We start from the raw sequence: 21,571 nt of genomic DNA, 5'->3' as shown, positions 1-21,571 counted from the left end.
GTTTCCCCGGGGATTGTCATGTCCCCTATCGTGTTTGAGATTATCTTCTGCTGAGAAAGACAACTGCCAAACTCAATCATGTATGGGGTCAAAGAACGAGTCCGTTTGAGATCAGTTTGCCTGACATCAAATCACGAACACATTCGCAGCAGGGTTACCGGAACCAGTCGTAATTCAGTCCCAGCGATCGATCCGTTAGTGGCAGCTCGATGCGTTTGCCCCCTTGCTTTGCGGATTGTTTCATCGCAATTTCGACTTCGAGAGCGACGGCGACCCGCCTGCCTGAGTTCTTGGGCTCATCCAGCTTGTTTTCGAGACAGTCAAGGATATCGGCCAGGCAATACACGGCCCCATATGGCGGCACGAACTGTGGCTCCGGCCAGGAAACCTGTACTCGGCGTTTGCCGCCCTGTGTTTCCACATCCTGCCACAATTGCCATGCGTTATTATAGTCGAACGTCATTTCTCCCTGGCTGCCACTCAGCCGTATGCCAGGTGCCCCCTTCAGGAAATGTACCATTTGGCCGTCCTCTGTGGACATCACTCCCTGTCCGGTAAATTCATCGCTGCCGGACTTGCGCCGAGGTAAATCGCCGATGCCAACGACCCATGCCGGTGCACTGTCGAGGAAGTAAGACCAGTTCTGGTGCTGTGCAGAGGGCCCCGACGCTTCAATTGACAGGACGTCCCCGATGACACCGCCCTGGACCAGTTCTTTCGCATTGGCAAACGACGGGTGTGTCGTCGTAATAGAACCACAGCACAGCGGAATCCCACGATCGGCGCAGCTTCTGGCCATCGCATCCGCCTCGTCGAGGGTATTGGCCATCGGCTTTTCAGTGAGAATGGCTTTGACACCAAGTTCGGCCGCTTTAACGGTGAGAAAAGCGCGACCTCTTGTGTTTGTACAGATGGCCACAATGTCGAGTTTTTCTTTGCGCATCATTTCGACGCCGTCGGTGTACAGAGCCTTGATGCCGTAACGATCACCGAATACTTTGAGTCGTTGTTTGTCCCGTTCGCCGCCGGCGACCAGCTCGACTTCGGGCCTGTCCCACAGCGCTTCAGCATAGGAAGTGGGAAGTCCCTCATTTCCGGGATGTGTGTGGTAATGGAACTGGCGGTGGACATTTAGTTTGGGGGTCGGGCGGTTGACATCGTCGATGTCAAAACGGTCCGGGATACGCTCTGCCAGATCATAAAGCAGTCCCATCCACCCCAGTCCTATGATTCCGGCACGATACTTCGGCCTGCTGCGGACCTGCGGAGAAGCCACTGTATCGTTCGAAGTAACGACTGCTGCACCAGTTCCCAGTCCTGTGGCGACAGCGGTTTGGACAAAATGTCGTCTTTCCATTATCGATCACCCGTTGCACAAAGGTTCCTTGGGAAATTCACCGTAGTCTTCCGTTTACTCTATGTTAGCGTAATGGAATCCGCAGGACTTGTGGGGAGTAAATTCTGTCAGAAACTGCAGGCGGCGGATATCAAACCCGGCAACTCGACAGCTTTTTTTATTATGAAGACTTCGCCGGCAAACATCGGCTGCCACCCGGGGCGCAGGACGTTCAGCAACACACAGCTCAACAGGCGACCAGCCATCGGCTGGAAGAAGCACGTCACCCCGCCGCGGCAGTTCTACAAGTCCGGGACGACCTGCTTGTAGAAGCGGAGGTAATCATCGGGCGTATCGCTGTCCCGATATTGGATAGCGACTCGGTGTTCCCGCGTTATGATGTGGATTTCGTATCGGACCGCAGGACAACACTTTTCGCAGACCTCACAAGCTGAATCCAGGGGAATGTTGCATGGTTATTGCTGCAATGTACCGACCGAGTCTCGGCGGATTGGTTCTCATCTTCACTGTGTTTCATGTAACCGTTGAGCACACGCACAGGGTGACCGCAGCCGATGACCCGCGTCCCGCGTGGACAACCTCACGGCTCAGTGGTACTCCGGATCCTCCGGATCCGTATACGGTTCGTCCGGCCTTTCCACGTCTTTCCTTCAGTAATCCAACCAGTCTTGAAGAACTCCGCTGCGGGCGGATGCTGGTCAGTGAAGATGCCGGAAACATCTACACGTTTGTGAAGGACTCGGCCGTTCAGCAAAAACAATTGCTGCTGAAAATTGACGGTGCACGAATCTGGCATGCCACAGCGTCTTACCGGAACGACTCTCACTGGCAGTTGTATACGTGTTACTCAAAAAACGACGTAACGTTTGTTTCCCGGTTTGATGTCGCAGACACCACTGCTGATCTGCAAAGTGAAGAAATCATTCTCACCTGGCCGGCCGGCGGACATAACGGTGGTTGTCTGCATTTTGGGACCGATGGAATGCTTTACATCTCGAGCGGTGACGGATCAGGTCCAAACCCTCCGGACGGCCGAACGGCGGCTCAGGACGTTTCAAACCTTTTTGGATGTGTGTTGAGGATCGATGTTCAGAAAAAGGACGCCGGCAGGAACTATGCGATTCCCCCCGACAATCCGTTCGTGGATCTTGAAGGTGCTCGACCGGAAATCTGGGCTTACGGACTGCGAAATCCCTGGAAGTTTGGTATCGACAGAACCACAGGAAACATTTTTGCTGCCGACAACGGCTGGGAATCCTGGGAAACGGTTCACCAAATCGTTCGTGGGGGCAACTGCGGCTGGCCAATCATGGAAGGACGGGCCGTGCTGCGAAGTGAAGTGAAGCAGGGACCAACACCGATTCGCCCGCCGCTCAAGGATCACTCGCACACCGAAGCAAATTCGGTCATTGGCGGTCCGGTTTATCGAGGCAGCAAACTGCCGGAACTGAATGGCACGTTCATTTACGGTGACTACATCACCGGTACGATCTGGGGTCTGCAGGCAGACGGTCACGGTTCGTACACACACAGCACACTGGTGGACACACACCAGCGGATCACTGCGTTTGCTGAGGGTTCTGCCGGAGAACTGTTTGTTCTTGATTACGACTACACGGGGCAGATTTACGAGGTGCTGCCTGCGGGACTGATAGACAAGTCGGCCGCCTTCCCTAGACAACTAAGCCAAACCGGCCTGTTCGCTTCACTGAATCCGATGATCCCTGCCGCCGGTGTTGAGCCTTATGATATTGTCGTCAAACGCTGGATGGATGGTGCTGCCGGTGAGCGATGGATTGCCATTCCTGGTTCGGATTCGATCACACTTGCGAGCGACGGACGGTCACCCGTGTATCCGGACGGCACGGTTTTTATCAAGCACCTGACGCTTCCGCAGGCGGATGTGTCCATGCCACCGTTTCCGCTGGAGACGCAGGTTCTGCACTACGAAAACGAGAGCTGGCATCCGTACAGTTATGTATGGGATGACGATCAGACAGATGCCGTACTTGTGGATGCCGCGGGCGGCGATCGTCACCTGAACCACTACGTCAATGCCGTCAGCGGCAGCGGAACAGAAATCGCTGAACGAACCTGGCATGTGTCGGCTGAGAATGAATGTCGCATGTGCCACAACGCGGGATCCGGATTTGTTCTTGGATTTGTTCCCGGCCAGCTCAATATCGACCAGCCGGTTTCAGGTGATCGTACGGCAACACAACTCACACACCTGACGGACCGCCGAGTGATCGACCGGATTCCATCGTTCCCCGACGATGATCCTGGACGACTTGTTGATCCTTATGATGAGGCGCATAGTCTGGATGATCGGGCTCGATCGTACCTGCACGGGAATTGTGCTTCCTGTCACCATCCGCGAGGCAATGCGATTGTTTCGTTCTATCTGCGGCGTGAATTACCGTTCGAAGAACTCCGAACCAATAAGGGCACAGGAATCGGAACATTCGGGATCCGAAACGCAAAATTGATTGTGCCAGGCGACCCGTATCGCTCGGTTCTGTTATACCGGATGTCGAAGCTGGGCTACGCCCGCATGCCGTACATCGGGTCCCGCGTCGTTGACAGCCAGGCAGTTGATTTGATCGAACAGTGGATCCGCTCAATGCCTCACACGGGCAGTCTTCAGGATTCGCTGCCCGTTCAGACCGGATCCGCGGAGCACCGTAATCTGGCGATCGTCAGCGCCACCAACCGGAACCCGCAGAATCAAAAACGTGCTGCCGCGCAACTGCTGAATTCCACGGAAGGAGCGCTGGCACTTTCCGTCGCAATGCATCGCGGTGAAGCCGCAGCGGTTGAGCGTTCTGAAGCTTATCGTGCGGGTAACAGTGATATTCGCGGACTGTTCGAAACTTTTATCCCCGAAAAGGTGCGGCGCAAAACGCTGGGTCGCAACGTAGATCCGCAGATAATTCTGTCACTGAACGGGAATGTCGCACGCGGCCGACTCATTTTTTACAGTGACGGAGCCCGGTGTCGAAATTGCCACGATCTGAATGATGCCCGGAAGTCGACCGGACCGACACTCAGCGAAATCCGCAGGAAGTACAGCAAACCGGAAGAGATGCTGTCTCACATACTGAAGCCGTCACTGAAAGTCGATGAAAAATTTGCGATGTGGGTTGTTGTCACCGGTTCCGGCATAGTTCACAGCGGGTTGCTGGTGACCCGGAATGACGAGGTTGTGGTTCTGAAAACAGCGGCCGGCCGTACAATTCGGATCAATCGTGCTGATGTTGAGGACATGAGTCAGAGTCCCCAGTCGCTGATGCCGCAAGGAATTTTGAGCGACCAGACGGCTCAGGAAGCCGCCGACCTGCTGGCTTGGTTTGGTGCTGCCGGTGACTAAACAGCCACGCTGCCTGTGAACTCATCAGCTCGCCGATGACTACAGCCGTTTGCGTTGCAGTCGTCTCAGTGGGGTCGAATCGTGTCTCGACAATCGGCCGTGCAGCCCTTGAGTCTGTGCGGTGACTGTCCGCCTGAAAGTTGTCGTGTGTCGCGTTCACGGGGGACAGCAGTCAGAGGAGTCCGCCGTGGCATTCACGCGGTGCATTGTGTTCCATCAACAGGTTCGTTCGTCCAGGTTTTGTGCAGACGTCAGAAAACAATTGTGGAGGCGGAATTCGGCCGGCCTCTCACCGCTGACTTTGTGAATCGTTTGTGTCATTGGTCCGGTGTGAACGTGAGCCGCTGCCGGCAGGATACGCCGTCAGTATCCCAAGTTGTTCCCTGACCTTCCGGTGACTGGTGTGATGTTTCGCGGTCATGCTTTGCATACAATGGCCGGCACACGTTTCTTTACCAGTCCGATCACAGCAGACAGGACTCCGCTCTTATGACTCAGTCGCACGCATCACGCCGCCGATTCCTGGAGGCGACCGGCGGGATCGCTCTGACCGTTTCCGCTCCCGCAATTATAGGAGCAGATGACAAGAGCGGATCGAAGCCCCCGGTGATTGGTCCGGAAGGCCATCGGTACGAGGTGCATCACGACTGCATGCAGATCCCGGACCATATCCGCTGGCAGGATACGCATGGAGTTGCCATCGATGCGGCAGGACTGATCTATGTCAAACACCGTACGAAGACAGCCGAACCGCAGGACGCCATCATCGTGTTCGACCGACAGGGCAGGTTCGTACGATCGTTTGGCAGAGAATTTCACGGCGGCGGACACGGGATCGATATTCGACGTGACGGCGGTGAGGAGTTTCTCTACCTGTGCGACAACAAAGGTCATATCGCCAGGATGACACTGAAGGGTGAGATTGTCTGGAAGCAGGGTGCACCCGAAATCCCGCCCTACGAAAATGCCAGACCATTTCAGGTCAAAACGCCTGGCAAATACGGTAAGGGACACTTGTTTAGCCCAACCAACATTGCGTTCGCCCCTGACGGCGGATTTTGGGTTGGTGACGGATATGGTTCACATTACGTCATTAAGTACGACAAAGACGCGAAAGCGGTCGGTCATTTTGGAGGAGCCGGTGACGGCCCCGGCCAGCTGCGCACTCCGCATGGGTTGTGGTGGGACGATCGGCCGGGACGCGAGCCGGCGCTGGTGGTTGCTGACCGGGCCAATGCACGACTGCAGTATTTTTCAGCTCAGGGCCGGCATCTGAGCTTCTTTGATGACATGCTCTTTCCGGCCGACATTGATATCCGCGGGGACGTGATGCTGGTGTCCGATCTGCATGCCCGCATCACTTTACTTGACGTCAACAACCGGGTGATCGCTCACCTGGGGCACGATCCGGCATGGCTCCGGCAGGTACTGGCTGACAGGTTTGCCATGCGACGGCATCCCGACCGCTGGAAGCCGGGCCGGTTCATTCATCCTCACGATGCGTGCTTTGACCACGACGGAAATATTTATGTGGCCGAATGGGTGGCAGTCGGCCGGGTGAGTTTTCTGAAGCATGTTGGCTGAGACAGGCGAATTGTTCGCACAGTGACCCGTGGCCCGAATTGAACATGTCCCGCATATTCGGTCCCGTCACAGAATTCGAAAAACAAGATTTATTGCTGTCTGCGTCATACCGCAGAGATTCCGGTGTCAGTCGTTTCGTCGACACATATTTTGACAGTTTCCGGTCCTGCGCACGGGTTGCCGATTTGTTGCAGTCGCAGGGACTAACCCGATGTAGCTTTCTGTTCACAGTACATCAGGATGACGATGACAGCAGCCGAAGCGGTCGCCGGAGCTTCACGGTTATGTGTTCATGCGACCGGTGCAGAGTGTCAGAAGAGAGTAATAATATGGGAAATCGTCCGGTGCGTTCGGGGTTGTTCGTCTTTGCCCTCAGCTATTTCCTGGCCGGAACTTCCGTCGTCGGGCAGGAATTCGACCTGAAGCGAGGCATTCCGACTGAGACCACCGATATCGAGCAGTACCGAGTGTCGGCTGTCGAGCGCTGGGAAAACGCGATCACCGGACTTGAAGCCAGGGACAGGATCGAAACACATCCCGATAACAGCATACTTTTTGTGGGGAGTTCCAGTATTCGCCGATGGGAACACATAGCAGCTGATTTGGCACCTTATCATCCGATCCAGCGAGGATACGGAGGAGCAAAATGGTGTGATGTCGCGGTTTTCGCAAACCGTCTTATTTCAGCACATACGTTTCGTGCTGTCGTCTTTTTTGTTGGCAACGACATTTCAGGACGTGATACGGATAAGTCACCCCAAGCAGTCGCAGACTTGTTCACTTATGTTTTGAGGAAAGTGCGCGAGCACAACAGACAGGCGGCCGTATTCTTTGTTGCCGTCACGCCGACTCCGTCCCGTTTCAGGTCCTGGCCAAAAATCAGAGCTGCAAACACGGCCGTGCGCAGTGTTTGTGAGCGAACGGACAAAACGTATTTTATTGGCACGGAGAGTATTTTTCTGAATTCAGCCGGTAAGCCGCGCTCCGAGCTGTTTGTCGACGATGCGCTTCACCTGAACCGGAAAGGTTATGTGCGCTGGGCCGCCGCAATAAAGTCTCACCTGGACACAGTACTGAATGCTGCGGATTGAAACGACCAGTTTGTGAACCGTCATTGTTTCGGTTGGTCACTTGAATCTGTCGGGCCCGAGCCGTTCCTGATATTTCCGAAAGCCGTGACACACTTGTGAAGCCTAATCCACTGAAGGTGTTTTCCGACCAAAGGACACGATCTTTCGTGAAGTCGGTTTCGTCGGTTTGCTGTCAGACGGCATCGGTACCAGTGACGTCAGGAAACGGATTTTTGTTCGGCAGAACACCGTCAGGTCTGTCCGACATCGGCAGGTTCTGCCGATGCTGATTTCGCAAGAACGCTCCCGGTGAAACTGATGTTCGCGCAAGTCGTTACCGCGAACTAAGGTTCTACAATCTCACGTGTCTCCGGCAAGTGGTTGGGACCGGCTTAGTGCAAAATCCTCGATTCAAAGTGCGAGTCCTTCCGTTGTGCATGAGCGGCGGGCTGTTACTGATTGTCGGTTGCAGCCTCTCAGGTCAGCAGCGGCTGGAATCGACTCTGCGCGAGCGGGAAGTCAGCCTGCGAGACCTCGCACAGGAATTAGAAGCTGCCAAAAAAACACTACAGAATCAGGAACAGGAACTGCTGGCACTTCGTCAAATCAAGGGTGACTCTGAGTTCCAAATGGCCTCGTCGTCAAGCACGCTGGAAACGGCAGTGGCGTGGGGCTCCATCAAGGAGTTACGCATTCATGCTTTGACATCCGGTGTAGTGGGGGTTGACGACGAACTCAGCGTCAGCATTATTCTGCAGCCACTGGATGGTGACGGTGACGTCGTCAAAATTGCCGGTGAACTTTCTGTCCGACTGCAGCTACCGGGAGAAACATCAATACTTGCGGAAGCTCAGCTGACATCACTGGAAAGTCGAAGTGCCTGGCACACCGGACTTTTGGTCCGTGGTTTCCGAGTCGAGATACCTCTGGAAAACGTTCCGGCGGCTTCGCTGAAACCAGGCAGTCAAATTGTTGCTTCTGCCATTCTGAATGTTGGTGATGATCGTCGATTCCGTGCTACTCACCTGCTGCACGTCCCGAAGCAGCCGGAATAGCATTTTCGGAACGAGGCCCTTGATTCAGCTTCGGCCGCTCAAAATCTGAACAGCACAAAACCGGACACCGCGGGGAAGACCGGCTGTTACCGGGGACCAAGTACTGCTCCGTCTGCGACAGTCTGTGACTGTGTGATGTGGACATTCGGACCGATTCGACATTTGGCACCAATACGGGCTCCGCGGTCAATGACAGTGCCCGGACGGATCAGAGAGTCTGAACCGATTTCAACTTCGCAGTCAATCGACGTCTGATTCGGATCTTCGATTGTCACGCCGCTGAGCATGAGCTCCTGCAGAATTCCTCGCTGGATGTGGTTTCGAACTTCCGCCAGCTGAATCCGATTGTTGACACCGATGGCCTCTTCGATAGTCAGACTGCAGCAAGCAGCCACATGATGACCATCGTCCATCAGAATTCGCGGACAATCCGTCAGATAGTATTCTGCCTGCACATTATTCGGCTTCAGTCGTTCGAGTGATTCGAGCAGTCGCGGAGTACTGAACGCATAACAGCCTGTATTGACCTCGGTGATGTTCCGCTCTTCATCAGACGCATCCTTTTGCTCCCGGATGCAGACGAAGGTGCCGTCGGCGTCCCGCACAACACGGCCCAGACCATCATTGACGGTGGTGTCAGCGGTGCCGATCACGCAGGCAGCAGAATGCGTCTGTTGATGGTTCAGCAGTGCGATCAGTGAACGACTTTGCAGCAGTGGAGTATCACCAGCCAGAACGATGACCGATCCATCGTGCCCGGTCAGCTCTGATTCGCACATCATAACCGCGTGCCCGGTGCCATGCTGTTCTGTCTGTTCAGCGAAAACGACGTCGTCATGAACGGACATGGCACTACGAACCTCAGCCGCTTTGTGTCCGACAACCACAATGATTTTCTCAACACCGGCTGCCCGCACGGCATTCAGCACGTAATCGATCATTAACTGACCGCAGACGGGATGCAGAACTTTGGGTGTCGCAGACTTCATCCGTGTACTCTTGCCTGCCGCCAGAACGACGGCGATGGGAGCGGTCATCGATGGTCTTTCAGCAAAACGAAGTTGATACTTTCAGCCAAGAGCATGATAGACACCCGGACCAGGACAATCCGCGTTGATTCTGAAACAACACCCCGACTGCCGGGAGCAGTCGGGGTGCCGGATGAAAAAACGAATGATCGCGATGCAGCGTCTTAGTAGCGGAAGCCAATACGAGTAATATAAGCCGTATCAACGGTCACATCGGGAGCGATGTCGTATTCGAACTCACGATCCAGAACCAAGCCACCTTCCAGGAACCAGCGATAAGTTCCCGCGTCCATCTGGAAGCCCATTGTCAACTGCCAGTCTTCGATTTCAAATTCCCCGCGGGCACCGCCGGCAGTAACGACGCCTTCATAGGCCTCGATATTGTATTTCGAACGGATATAGAGCCACTTCGACCACCAGGGCTCGTTGCCCAGGAATAACCGGATTTCTGCTTCGGGAAACATTAGTCGCATTTCCCAGTAATCATCACGATAGACCCAGCCGGCATAGGGCAGGACTCGATCGTCAACCCGGTCCCAGAACATGGCACCCATCCCGAACATCCAGTGACAATCCAGTTGCCACCAGATGATTCCCCGACCATCCAGCTGGAAAGCGTTGGAGGACATGGAGCCGTTAAAATCGGTGTTGATGGAAGGTGTGATGCCCAGACTGATGCTGGCCGGACCGGCCTGCGGAGCCGCAATTTCAAAGTCACCTCCCAGGCGAAAAGCACTGCCTGGTATTCCGGCGGGTGGTCCGGCCGGTGCTCCCGCAGCCGCGGGCCCGTCCCAGCTGCGTGATCGAAACAGGAAGGTCTTTTTCAGAAGCCAGCCAGGGCTGAATGGACGGGTATTACCCAAGTTGTAGTCGACTCCCAGTTCATCGACACTCCCGGCGGCCCCGCCGCCTGAAACGTCGGCTGCCGGAATCAGATATGTATCCAGTTTCTGCTCCCAGCCGCAGTTGTAAGGCCGGCCACCATTAGCTCCAGGCATACTAAAGCCCTGGCCGCCGGCCGATCCGGGTGGCAGTCCTCCGTATCCTGGACCCGGTGCATACGGTTGCACAACACCGCCATTCAGAAATGGATCCGACATCATCGGTGGTGAAAACGCGTTCCAGGTTGTGGGTGCCGGAAACGGCTGCCCTGGGGTGCTGGTGATTTCAGCAGGACCGGTGGATGTTGAGGGATCAGTTGTTACAGGAACTTCGATAGCGCCTGGTGGAACAGGGATCGCTTCTTCGGCTGACTGCGCACGAAAGACGGTCTCTGCGTTTACGATTGACCGAAACCATCTTTCCCGAACCGTTGGGTTATGCACGGCCTTCCCTAGCCGGAATGCGTTCTGGCTGGCTAACGGGGCTGCAATGCGATTGGATTCGTCGGCCTGTACGACTGAGAACAGGCCGGTGATAACTAAGGCTGTGAACAGCCACAGGCGAATTGATTTCACAGGAACACCTGTCTGAAGCTGAGAAATGACAGGAGAACACGTCTCCGGTGATGCAAACGTCGGTCATTAAGAGAATGACGACGCACATCATGACTTGAGCGGATTCTGGAAATTCATCCAATATGGTCAACACCAACAATCCGGCTCAATGCGGGGATTGCCGTTTGGTCACAGGTGATGACATTTCCCGCAGCCACCGTTCGGCGATTCCTGCCGAAATTGTCCGATTGCCCGCCGCATTCGCTGTTTTTCCGGGTTCCATAACTGCCCTGCAACCGGCAGATTCTGCCGGACCACGGACCTGACGCCAAAACGCACGCAAATTCGGACAACGATCTGTGCCGCGGCACGGACGGCTGTTGACTCGGTTCAACTCGCGTTAGAATTCAGGTGCGATGGATCCGGTTTCTTCGTCCTGGGAAAACATTCACATGATGGCAGGTGCCAGCAAACACAGATGGTCTGGTCGAGGGAATCCCGTGAAAATTGCTGTCTTTCCGATCGTGATTCTGACACTGGCTGCATCACAGGTGTCGGCAGCAGACCCCGCCCAGCACATTCGATTCAATCGGGACGTCCGGCCGATTCTCTCTGACAGATGCTACGTGTGTCACGGTCCGGATGCTGAAAACCGTCAGGCAGACCTGCGTCTGGACCTGGAACAGGACGCGAAACGATCTGTTATCGTGGCCGGTCAGCCTCACGAAAGCGAACTGGTCCGGCGAATTCTGTCAAACGATCCTAATGTCCACATGCCACCGCCGGATTCGAAGCTGGAACTGTCCCCGGAAGAACGAAAAATACTCACAACATGGATCGAACAGGGTGCGTCATGGGACCGGCACTGGGCTTTTGCTGCACCACAGCAGCCGCAGCTGCCGAACGTTCAGGAAACGCAGTGGCCCGGTAATCCGATTGATCATTTCGTGCTTGGAAATCTGGAACAACGGTTATCCGTTCCGTCGCCTGAAGCTTCCAGGGAAACCCTGATCCGCCGCATTTCCTTCGATCTCACCGGACTACCGCCGTCACTCCCGCAGATCGACGATTTCGTCACCAATGATTCACCTGAAGCCTGGTCGGAACTGATTGACCGTCTGCTGGCATCAGGTCACTTCGGTGAGCGAATGGCGTCCGTGTGGCTGGACATGGCACGTTACAGTGACACCTTCGGTTATCAGGTGGATCGGGATCGGCATGTGTGGCCGTGGCGGGACTGGGTGATTCGGGCGTTCAACAGCAATATGCCTCACCACGAATTTCTCCGGAAACAAATCGCGGGAGACCTCCTGCCCGATGCCACCGACGACGATATTCTGGCCACGACATTCAACCGCCTGCATCCGCAAAAGGTCGAAGGTGGCAGCACACCGGAAGAATTCCGCATTGAATATGTGTCGGATCGAACCCAAACATTCGCAACCGCGTTTCTGGGACTCACTCTGGAATGCTGCCGTTGTCACGATCACAAATACGACCCCTTCTCCCAGAAAGACTACTATCAGCTAACGGCCTTTTTCGACAAAATCGACGAAGCTGGTCTGTACTCCTACCGGACACAGTCAACTCCCACGCCCACGCTGCTAATGCTGGACGAAGCCGACAAACGTCGCATTCGCCGACTCCGGGACAACGTCGAAGCTGCCGAAAAAAAACTTGCTGATACTGCTGCTGCGGCCGATGCCGAATTCACCCAATGGCTGGCGGTGGATCGCTCTGTTGAAGATTCGACAATGCTGCCGAATCGTATTCTGCACATGGATTTTGAGGCAGTACCGGGCGGCGGTAACCGGCACACCGACGGTAAAGTCGGCAAGGGTATTCGTTTCAGCGGCGATGACGCCGTCGATACCCAGGTCGGTCAGTTCAGTCGTAATCAGCCATTCAGTATCGCTCTGTGGCTCAACACACCCGATCACAAAGAACGAGCAGTCGTGTGGCACCATTCGCTGGGCTGGACGGATGGCGGCAGTCGAGGCTACCAGCTGCTGATCAAAGACGGGCGTCTGCATGCTTCACTGATTCATTTCTGGCCAGGAAATGCCATCAGCATTGCCACTGCAGACCCATTACCCGTTGAGGAATGGCATCACGTCACCGTACGGTATGACGGGTCCAGTCGAGCGGCCGGAATTTCTATTCTGATCGACGCCCAGCCTGTCTCGACGGAGATCATCCGGGATAACCTGTACAAAGAAATCACCGCCGACAAAAAACATCTGGTGATGGGAGAACGCAGCCGCGATCGCGGTTTCACCAATGGCCTGGCCGATGAGTTGATGGTCTTTGAGCGACAGCTGACTCCAATCGAAGTGGCTCAGCTGACCGATGGCCACAGCCTGGTGACGGCTCTCACAACACCTCACGATCAACTGTCGGGCCGACAGACAGAACGGCTGTTCGAATATTTCCTCTCCACCACTCATAACGGCAGCCGGCAGCAACTGGCTGCGCTCACCGGGGCACGTGATGAACTCAGTGCTGCCATCGATGGTGTTCAGGAAATCATGGTCATGAAAGAAGCCGAACGACCGGTCACCACGCATCTTCTGCGTCGTGGAGCTTACGACGCTCGGGGTGATGTTGTCACCGCCGACACCCCCGCCATTCTGCCGAAGCGGTCCGCTGAGGCGCCGGCAAACCGACTGGGGCTTGCCGACTGGCTCACCTCCCCGAAGCATCCGCTAACGGCACGGGTGGCCGTCAACCATTACTGGCAGGTCATGTTTGGCCAGGGGCTCGTTCGGACACCGGAAGATTTCGGAAGTCAGGGTCGGCCCCCCACTCATCCGCAACTGCTGGACTGGCTGGCACTCGATTTCATTCAGCACGGTTGGGACGTTAAACGCCTTCTGAAACAGATCGCCATGTCGGCAACTTACCGACAAACAAGCGCAACGTCTGAAGATCACGCCAAGCGCGATCCGAACAATGACTGGCTGGGTCGTTTTCCGTCTTATCGACTGCCGGCAGAAATGCTGAGAGACAATGCACTGGCGGTCAGCGGCCTGCTGGTGGATCGTATGGGAGGCCCTCCCGCGAAGCCCTACGAAGTGGAAGTTTCCTTTAAACCTGCCGACCGCGACAGTGGACCGGGACTCTACCGCCGCAGTGTGTACACGTACTGGAAACGAACGGGCCCCGCTCCTGTGATGATGGTGCTGGATGCCGTGAAACGCGATGTGTGCCGAGTCAACCGGGAACGCACGGCATCGCCTCTTGAAGCATTCGTGCTCATGAACGGCCCGCAGTTTGTTGAAGCTTCACGAGTTCTGGCCGAACAACTGCTGGCTGAACACCACACCCCGCAGCAGGCACTGTCGGATTTGTTTCGCCTGCTCACCAGCCGACCGGCAACCGACCGCGAACACAGCGTGCTCACAGGGCTGCTGGCAGAGCAGATGGACTACTTTGGCCAGGACGCAGAACGGACAAAGAAATATCTGTCCGTTGGCGACCACATCGCAGACGCAGAACCGGATCCCGCCTCCCTTGCTGCTTTAAGTGCTGTCGCTAACGCACTGTTGAGTTACGACGAATGCCTGATTAAACGATGAAAAACCGTATCACGTCAGTTCAAAACTATGAAGTCGGCCTGGATCCTGTCACTGCAGAAACAGTGGTCAGTCCGCCGGAGACACCAATGAATAACTCCAACTTCCCCGACTATCCTAACCGACGACGCTGGTTACAGACTTTTGGTGCGGGACTGGGTTCATTTGCTCTTGCCGATCTGATCAATCGTCCGGCAGCCGGGGCCGCTGCGACTTCTTCCCTGCCTTCAGGTGCCGTCCGCCACACTCCGCGTGCCCGACGCATCATTTGGCTGTTCCAGTCGGGTGGTCCGTCTCAGCTGGACCTTTTCGACCACAAGCCGCTGCTGAAACAGCGACACGGTACACAGTTGCCCGCGGAAGTCCGCCAAGGACAACGACTGACGGCCATGTCGGGAAACCAGTCCAGTCTGCCTCTGGCCGGATCGCCGTTCCGCTTTGAACCTCACGGAGACAGTGGCAATGTGATGAGCGAACTGCTGCCCCGCACCGCCCAAATTGCTGACGAACTGTGCATCGTGCGCTCCATGCAGACCGAAGCAATCAATCACGGACCTGGGGTGACATTCATGCAGACCGGATCTCAGTTTCCTGGCCGGCCCAGCATGGGGGCATGGCTGGACTACGGGCTGGGCAGCGAAAATGAGGAACTTCCATCCTTCGTGGTGATGGTCACCAAAGGTAAGGGGGGCCAGCCGTTGCTCTCGCGGCTGTGGGGTAGTGGTTTCCTGCCGTCACGGCATCAGGGCGTGCGTTTTCGGTCCGGCGGAGATCCGGTGCTGTATCTGGGAAATCCAGTCGGAATCAATGCCGGCAGTAAACGTTCGATGCTGAATGCTCTTCAGCAACTGCATCAAATTAAACTGCAGACGGCCGCAGACCCACTTATCGAAACTCGAATCGCTCAACACGAACTGGCGTTTCGCATGCAGCAGTCCATTCCGGAGGCAACCGATGTTTCGTCGGAACCCGATCACATCTTTGAACTGTATGGTGAACAGGCCCGCAATCCTGGTTCGTATGCGGCCAACTGCCTGCTGGCGAGACGACTGGCTGAACGCGGTGTTCGGTTCATCCAGCTGTATCACCCAGGATGGGATCAGCACAGCAGACTCAGAAAAGGTGTGACCAGACAGTGCACAGAAACCGATCAGGCTTCCGCAGCTTTGGTCGCAGATCTCAAACAGCGCGGACTGCTTGACGATACGCTCGTTGTCTGGGGCGGTGAATTCGGACGCACCAACTACTGTCAGGGAAAACTGACGGCAACCAGCTTTGGACGCGACCATCATCCCCGCAGTTATTCTATCTGGATGGCCGGCGGCGGTGTTCGTCCCGGCACAACGTATGGTGTCACCGACCCGTGGGGTTACAACGTCGCAGAACAGGGAGTCCACATTCATGACCTGCATGCCACGATTCTGCATCTGATGGGCATCGACCACGAACGCCTGACGTTCCGCTATCAGGGTCGTCGTTTTCGACTGACCGATGTTCATGGAAATGTCATCAACGACCTGCTGGCGTAATGAGCTGGACACACTCACCGGCCACAGGCGACAATAACCAGTGGCCGCGATCGTATTGGTTCTGTTTTTCCGGAGACTCGTCTGTGTGCTGTTTTCTTCGGACACTCGTCTGCCTGGTACTGATTCCTGCTGTATTACCGGCAACCGCCGCAGACGAATCTCAGCAGATTTCCGCAGACACACTTCGCGACGACCAGCTGGCGGTGAGTGGTCGATATGACCGCTTCGAACGACTGTTGTCCCAAATGGCCGATATTTTGGGACACGAAGATCCTGAGCGAGCTGAACTGCTGCGGCGAGCACTCAGCAAAGGACGGGAACAGGCGATCAGCAGCCAGCTGGGTCAAATTGCTGAAGATCTGATTCAGAACAACCTTGGCAGAGCTCTGGAAGAACAGGACGATGTTCTGAAGTCTCTTGCGACGCTTCTGCAGTTGCTTCAAAGCGAAGATCGGCGCAGTGAACTGGAAAAAGAGCGCGAACGACTCAACGGCCTGCTGAAAGACGTCAGCAATACGCTGAACCGGCAGAAGTCAGCTCGTGCCAGTACACAAAACTCTACCGCCCCCTCCTCGTCTGCCGGAAAACAACAGGAAATAATCGACCGTACCAACAACATCCTCGACGAAATCGATGCTCACGAAGGCCAGTCAACCGACAGCACTCAGCCGGGTGCTAACTCGCCGACTGACAGCCAGTCAGCGACTGAGTCTGAGAATTCTGAGGAGTCCTCGCCATCTGATGCTGATCAAAACACACCGGACTCCGAAAAAGGAAAACCCGATCAGACAGATGACGATTCCAAACAGGGCAGTGAAAACGACGGGCAGCCCAGCCCGCCGTCTGAAGATTTGGGGGAATCATCCGAGTCAGATTCCGGACAGACACCTCCGGATGCCGACGCTCAGTCAGAAGATTCCAACAGCGACACATCCGGGTCGCAGGAATCACAGGATCAGTCCGGCAGCAATCAGCCACAATCACAAAACTCAAACTCTTCCGAGTCGAATCAGCAGTCGCAGGCTCAAAAAACGCCCGGAAAAGAAGAAGTTTCCAACGCTCGCCAGTTGATGCGCGAAGCACTCGAACAATTACAAAAACAGCTGCGGGACGAGGCTCTTGAAAAGCAGGATGGAGCGATCGAAGAGCTGCAAAAGGCGATCGAAGAACTCCGTAAAAAACTGCTGCAGCTGCGCGAAGAAGAAAAGGAAATGATCCTGGCCTCACTGGAAGCCCGCTTCCAGCGAATGCTCAGTATGCAGACTCAAATCTATGACGAAACCGTGGATCTCAGCAGCACCCCGGTCGACGACTGGCTGGACACCATGTTCGCTCGCAGTCGCGAAGTCGCACAGCAACAGGCGGAATTGCAGGTTGAGTGCGAACGGACTCTGGGGTTGCTGAAGGAGGACGGAACATCGGTGTCCATCGTGCTGGCTGTGGAAGACATATCCATCGACATGCAGACCATTGCTGTTCGCCTGCGGCAGTCGAAAGTCGGCACACTGACGCAGACGCTGGAATCTGACAACATCGAAGCACTGAAAGAACTGATAGAAGCCACGCAGCGGGAAATGCAGGAAATGCGTGGCCAGGAAAATCCGCCACAGCAGTCACAGTCCGCACAACAACAGAAACCACCGTTGGTTCAGCTGATCGCAGAAATTAAAATCCTGAGGTCTCTGCAACTCAGAATCAATCGCCGCACCCGCCGCACGGATCAGCTGATCACAGAACAATCTGACGATGATCAGGCCGATCTTATTGAACAGCTTGAAGAACTCACCGCCCGTCAGCAGCGACTCGTGCGGTCCGCCAAAGAACTGGCTGAGCGACTGGACCGATAATCCGCATCGACTTCCAACTGCCTGCACAAGCGGCATCCCATGAAACGTTTCCTTCACAAGCTTCTGGGTGACCGGGGAGAACGTCAGGCGGTCCGATTCCTGAAGCAGTTAGGATATCGAATTCTGGAGCGTCAACACAGAAATCGTTTTGGCGAAGTCGACATTATTGCGATGGACAGCAACCAGATTGTTTTTGTGGAAGTCAAAACCCGCCGCACCACGGACGCCGGACAGCCGTTCGAAGCGGTGGACCTGGCAAAGCAAAAAAAGATTGCACGTACCGCCCTGGCGTGGCTCAGAGCTCAGCGGCGTTTGAACCAGTCCTGTCGGTTTGACGTGGTCTCGATTGTGTGGGAGTCAAACACGGCGCATCCACAAATTGAACATTTCAAAAACGCGTTCGACGCTCCGGGAACGGGGCAGGTCTGCGGTTAATTCCGGACCGAGATCGGATTTCCCGCAGTGAATTGAATGACCTGTGACCCGACATCCCGCAGGTCAGTTGCTGCCTGGCAGCTTCACCGGCACGGGCTGCCTGCCCCCATACCCGTTGCGGCAATTCATCTGTTCCGTGACCACGGACAATTCCTCGTGGTCGGAACCTGCCGGTTGTGATAGGCTGACCAGTCATCGTTATCCCGCAATCGGCCGGACTTCCATGCTTATTCTGCAACTGATCACTGTGCTGCTGGTGGCGATCGACGTGCGGCTGGACCTGCTGAACGGAGATGCGTTCACCGGTTCGCTGACATCAATCAGTCCCCAGGAACTCACCCTGGAAAAAGACGGAAAATCGAACACGATCGCCCTGGAGGACATCGTGTCCGTCACCACAGATGTTCAGATATCAGAACCGTCCGATCAGGGACGCATTCTGCTGGCTGACGGCTCACAGATTGAGTGTGGTCTGGAAAGTCTGACCGCACAGCAGGCCCGTTCAGAGACGTCTGCCGTCGGACCACTTGTGATTCCCCGCGCAGCCCTGCGGGCAGTGCGGCTGTCTTCTGCAAATCCTGACTGGGACGAACAGTGGAATATGTTTCTGAAGCGTACGAATGAAAACGATTTACTGATCCTTAAAAAACGTGACGGTACGGGTCTCGATTTTTACGGCGGCATTGTGAGTGCGGTGAGCGGGGACAACGTGGATTTTGTGCTGGACGGCGATACGGTGCCCGTGCCGCGTTCGCGAATCTACGGACTCATCTTTGCAGCGAACACCACAGCATCAACAGGCACCACCACCATTCAGTTTGCCGACGGGTCCGCTTTTATTGCGCAAAGTCTGATCACCGACGGCGATGGCCTCACTGTTTTGTCCTCATGGGACCAGACGCTGAAGATCTCCCTGGAAACGCTGCATCGTATCGATTTCAGTGGTGGACGATTTCACTATCTGTCAGACCTGGACCCGGTCAAAGAAACCTATTTCGGAATTCATCCGGACGGATCGCTGCTGGCCGAACTTTTGAAGTCCGGTGAGGTGCTGAGTGAAGACGCGCTGAATCTGTGGAAGCTTCACCGCGACAAAATCCCGATGGGGCCGTTCGGGCCACTGCCGCTGACTCTGCGTGGCAAAGTCTACAGGAAGGGAATCTGGTTGTTTCCGCGCTGTCGCATCGACTATGCACTCGATAGCCGGTACACCGCCTTCCAGACGATTGCCGGTGTGGATGACGAAGTTGCGTTTAACTGCTCCCAATCCGACAATCCCAGCAAAGTGCAGCTTTCAATCCTGACAGACGGCGACGAAGCATGGAATCAGGTGCTCGATGCACCGGCCGATCCCCTGACGATCGATCTCGACGTTCGCGGAGTTCGTACATTGTCGATTCTGGTGGATTTCGGTGATGACGACAGTGCCTGCGATTTCCTTGATCTTGCCAACGCCCGACTGCTTATCGTTCCATAGCCATCATGAATTCCCTGATGAACACCGGAATGCACCAGACTGATCGGCAAATTTGTTTGGCTGTGCTCATTGGTGCCTTGTCGGTGCCGCTGGCCGGCAGTGCGGCAGTGGGTGCCTCCGATGTTCTGCCTGGCTGGCAGCAGCGCGAACAGCACCGCATTGAAGTCCTGACCCGCATTTCTCCCGGTGTTGTGTGTGTGATGCCTCCTGACGCACAGGGTGGTGGATCGGGAGTGCTGATTTCCGCCGACGGATACGCGGTCACCAATTATCACGTGATTGCCGACGGTGGCAGTTTCTTCAAATGCGGACTCAACGACGGCCAGGTCTACGACGCTGTGATTGTGGGAATCGATCCGACCGGTGACGTCGCAATGATCCGGCTGCTGGGCCGATCAGATTTTCCGTTCGCCACCGCCGGAAACAGTGATGAAGTCCAGGTGGGCGACGAAGTCATGGCGCTTGGCAACCCGTTTTTGCTTGCCGATGATTTTTCCCCCACAGTCACTTTTGGTATCGCCAGCGGAATTCATCGCTATCAGTATCCGGCTAATACCTATCTGGAATACACCGACTGCATTCAGATTGATGCGTCCATCAATCCGGGGAATTCCGGTGGCCCTTTGTTCGACATTCAGGGACGCTGGATCGGAATCAACGGCCGGGCATCTTTTGAGCAGCGAGGTCGGGTCAACGTGGGTGCCGCCTACGCCATTTCGGTGCGTCAGGTACAGTTGTTCATTGATCATCTGAAGTCCGGGCGGATTGTGGATCACGGTACTTCCGAATTTGCAGTCGAAACCGACATCAGCGGACGCGTTTTGGTCTCCGACGTCATTGAAATTTCAGAAGCCTGGCGGCGAGGTTTGCGACCCGGCGACGAACTGGTTTCCTTTGCCGGCCGGGCACTGACCAGCGCCAATGATTTCAAAAATATTTTGGGCATCTTCCCGGCTGAAAATCGAGTGCCGCTGACGTTCCGCAATCGCGATGGTCTGCAGAAGACCTCCCTGCGTCTGCGACCGCTGCACGAATTTCAGCAGGCGCCCCCGCTTCCGCAGAAAAACGCAAAGCCAAATCCACAAAGACCCAAGGCGCCCGACGAACCCGATGCGGCCCGCAAAACAGAACCCATGCAGCCCCCCGCCGAATTTGCCCATCTGTTCGAAGCTCGTGACGGGTTTGCCAACTATGCGTTCAATCGACAGCACCAGACACGGCTGCTGGCACCGATTCAGCAGGAACTGGAATCCTGCCCACATCTGTCCAGGACCTGGCAGCTTTCAATTTCTGCAGATGGTTCGAATGAATTGATGCCGCTGGTGGTCGCTGAACAGGGTGCGGGTCTCACCCAGGACAAGCTGCCGTGGCATCAGGATGCAGACAACCTGACCCCCGACGCAGAACCCCATGATTTTCCGGGACTGCTGACGGTTGCCGTGCAGTGGCACCGGCTATTTCGCGATCCTGTGGGTTCGTGGTCAGAAATTTTCTATGCCGGAGCCGAACAGCATTACGAAACAGGGCAGCATGTGGACGTATTGCAAACCATGGAAGGCACCGTCAGCTGCCGCTGGCTATTTGCTCAGGGCAGCCCATTGCCGTACGGGGTTGATGTCAATTCAGGCGCCGGACAGGATGAGTCCCGAGTGCTGTTTGAGGGATGGAACATGCACGGTGAGATCCCCGCTCCCACTCGCATTGGCGTGATCGTGTGCCAGACCGGTGAGATTGCCTGGCTCCATGTCCATTCGGCGGAAATTCGCAAATGAGCATTTGTCGGCGGTTGAGCACAAAAGAAGTGTCCG

Annotated in this window: 13 protein-coding genes; 10 read left to right on the top strand and 3 right to left on the bottom strand. The window is 55.5% G+C overall.

Going from position 1 to position 21,571, the window contains the following annotated elements; all coding sequences use genetic code 11:
* Window positions 1-154: 154 nt before the first annotated feature.
* On the bottom strand, window positions 155-1,357 hold the full coding sequence (locus MK110_00380; protein ID MCH2209728.1) for a Gfo/Idh/MocA family oxidoreductase: 1,203 nt from the start codon (window positions 1,355-1,357) through the stop codon (window positions 155-157).
* Window positions 1,358-1,808: 451 nt separating this feature from the next.
* On the opposite strand from MK110_00380, the gene MK110_00375 reads away from it, so the two are divergent.
* The 4 genes from MK110_00375 (at window position 1,809) to MK110_00360 (ending at window position 8,436) form a co-directional block, all read left to right on the top strand.
* Entirely contained in the window at window positions 1,809-4,727 is a 2,919-nt protein-coding gene (locus MK110_00375; protein MCH2209727.1) for a PQQ-dependent sugar dehydrogenase, read from the top strand.
* Window positions 4,728-5,216: 489 nt separating this feature from the next.
* A complete protein-coding gene (locus MK110_00370) occupies window positions 5,217-6,311 on the top strand; it encodes a peptidase (GenBank protein ID MCH2209726.1) in 1,095 nt (364 codons plus the stop codon).
* A 329-nt stretch (window positions 6,312-6,640) separates the two neighbouring features.
* Window positions 6,641-7,402, top strand: a complete 762-nt coding sequence (locus tag MK110_00365) for a GDSL-type esterase/lipase family protein (GenBank protein ID MCH2209725.1) — start codon at window positions 6,641-6,643, stop codon at window positions 7,400-7,402.
* A gap of 374 nt (window positions 7,403-7,776) precedes the next feature.
* Window positions 7,777-8,436, top strand: coding sequence for a hypothetical protein (locus MK110_00360; protein MCH2209724.1), 660 nt, complete (start codon window positions 7,777-7,779; stop codon window positions 8,434-8,436).
* An 86-nt stretch (window positions 8,437-8,522) separates the two neighbouring features.
* Here the strand turns inward: MK110_00360 and MK110_00355 are convergent, their stop codons facing one another.
* Both MK110_00355 and MK110_00350 read right to left on the bottom strand, forming a co-directional pair.
* Window positions 8,523-9,473 carry an NTP transferase domain-containing protein gene (locus tag MK110_00355; protein ID MCH2209723.1) on the bottom strand — a complete coding sequence of 317 codons (951 nt, stop codon included), beginning with the start codon at window positions 9,471-9,473 and terminating at the stop codon, window positions 8,523-8,525.
* A 155-nt stretch (window positions 9,474-9,628) separates the two neighbouring features.
* Window positions 9,629-10,921 carry a hypothetical protein gene (locus MK110_00350; protein MCH2209722.1) on the bottom strand — a complete coding sequence of 431 codons (1,293 nt, stop codon included), beginning with the start codon at window positions 10,919-10,921 and terminating at the stop codon, window positions 9,629-9,631.
* Window positions 10,922-11,400: 479 nt separating this feature from the next.
* Here MK110_00350 and MK110_00345 point away from each other — a divergent pair, with 479 nt between their 5' ends.
* The 6 genes from MK110_00345 to MK110_00320 all read left to right on the top strand — a co-directional run bounded on the left by MK110_00345 (window position 11,401) and on the right by MK110_00320 (window position 21,535).
* Window positions 11,401-14,478: a DUF1553 domain-containing protein gene (locus MK110_00345; GenBank protein MCH2209721.1), complete on the top strand. Its 3,078-nt coding sequence runs from the start codon at window positions 11,401-11,403 to the stop codon at window positions 14,476-14,478.
* 86 nt (window positions 14,479-14,564) lie between these two features.
* Entirely contained in the window at window positions 14,565-16,004 is a 1,440-nt protein-coding gene (locus MK110_00340) for a DUF1501 domain-containing protein (GenBank protein ID MCH2209720.1), read from the top strand.
* Window positions 16,005-16,087: 83 nt separating this feature from the next.
* Entirely contained in the window at window positions 16,088-17,851 is a 1,764-nt protein-coding gene (locus tag MK110_00335; GenBank protein MCH2209719.1) for a hypothetical protein, read from the top strand.
* Window positions 17,852-17,890: 39 nt separating this feature from the next.
* Window positions 17,891-18,286 carry a YraN family protein gene (locus MK110_00330; protein ID MCH2209718.1) on the top strand — a complete coding sequence of 132 codons (396 nt, stop codon included), beginning with the start codon at window positions 17,891-17,893 and terminating at the stop codon, window positions 18,284-18,286.
* A 223-nt stretch (window positions 18,287-18,509) separates the two neighbouring features.
* Complete coding sequence (locus MK110_00325; GenBank protein ID MCH2209717.1) at window positions 18,510-19,763, top strand: NPCBM/NEW2 domain-containing protein; 1,254 nt, start codon at window positions 18,510-18,512, stop codon at window positions 19,761-19,763.
* A gap of 5 nt (window positions 19,764-19,768) precedes the next feature.
* Complete coding sequence (locus MK110_00320) at window positions 19,769-21,535, top strand: trypsin-like peptidase domain-containing protein (protein MCH2209716.1); 1,767 nt, start codon at window positions 19,769-19,771, stop codon at window positions 21,533-21,535.
* Window positions 21,536-21,571 lie beyond the last annotated feature (36 nt).

The organism is Fuerstiella sp. (genome assembly GCA_022447225.1).
GTDB lineage: Bacteria > Planctomycetota > Planctomycetia > Planctomycetales > Planctomycetaceae > S139-18.
The sequence above is the reverse complement of the archived record's forward strand: the minus strand, read 5'-3'. Positions and strand labels throughout refer to the sequence as shown.

What these genes read in the sequence shown, in the direction of transcription:
- MK110_00365 (MCH2209725.1), top strand. Translation starts at nt 6,641, where the DNA reads ATGGGAAATCGTCCGGTGCGTTCGGGGTTGTTCGTCTTTGCCCTCAGC.
- MK110_00340 (MCH2209720.1), top strand. Translation starts at nt 14,565, where the DNA reads ATGAATAACTCCAACTTCCCCGACTATCCTAACCGACGACGCTGGTTA.
- MK110_00330 (MCH2209718.1), top strand. Translation starts at nt 17,891, where the DNA reads ATGAAACGTTTCCTTCACAAGCTTCTGGGTGACCGGGGAGAACGTCAG.
- MK110_00320 (MCH2209716.1), top strand. Translation starts at nt 19,769, where the DNA reads ATGAATTCCCTGATGAACACCGGAATGCACCAGACTGATCGGCAAATT.
- MK110_00325 (MCH2209717.1), top strand. Translation starts at nt 18,510, where the DNA reads ATGCTTATTCTGCAACTGATCACTGTGCTGCTGGTGGCGATCGACGTG.
- MK110_00375 (MCH2209727.1), top strand. Translation starts at nt 1,809, where the DNA reads ATGGTTATTGCTGCAATGTACCGACCGAGTCTCGGCGGATTGGTTCTC.
- MK110_00370 (MCH2209726.1), top strand. Translation starts at nt 5,217, where the DNA reads ATGACTCAGTCGCACGCATCACGCCGCCGATTCCTGGAGGCGACCGGC.
- MK110_00380 (MCH2209728.1), bottom strand. Translation starts at nt 1,357, where the DNA reads ATGGAAAGACGACATTTTGTCCAAACCGCTGTCGCCACAGGACTGGGA.
- MK110_00355 (MCH2209723.1), bottom strand. Translation starts at nt 9,473, where the DNA reads ATGACCGCTCCCATCGCCGTCGTTCTGGCGGCAGGCAAGAGTACACGG.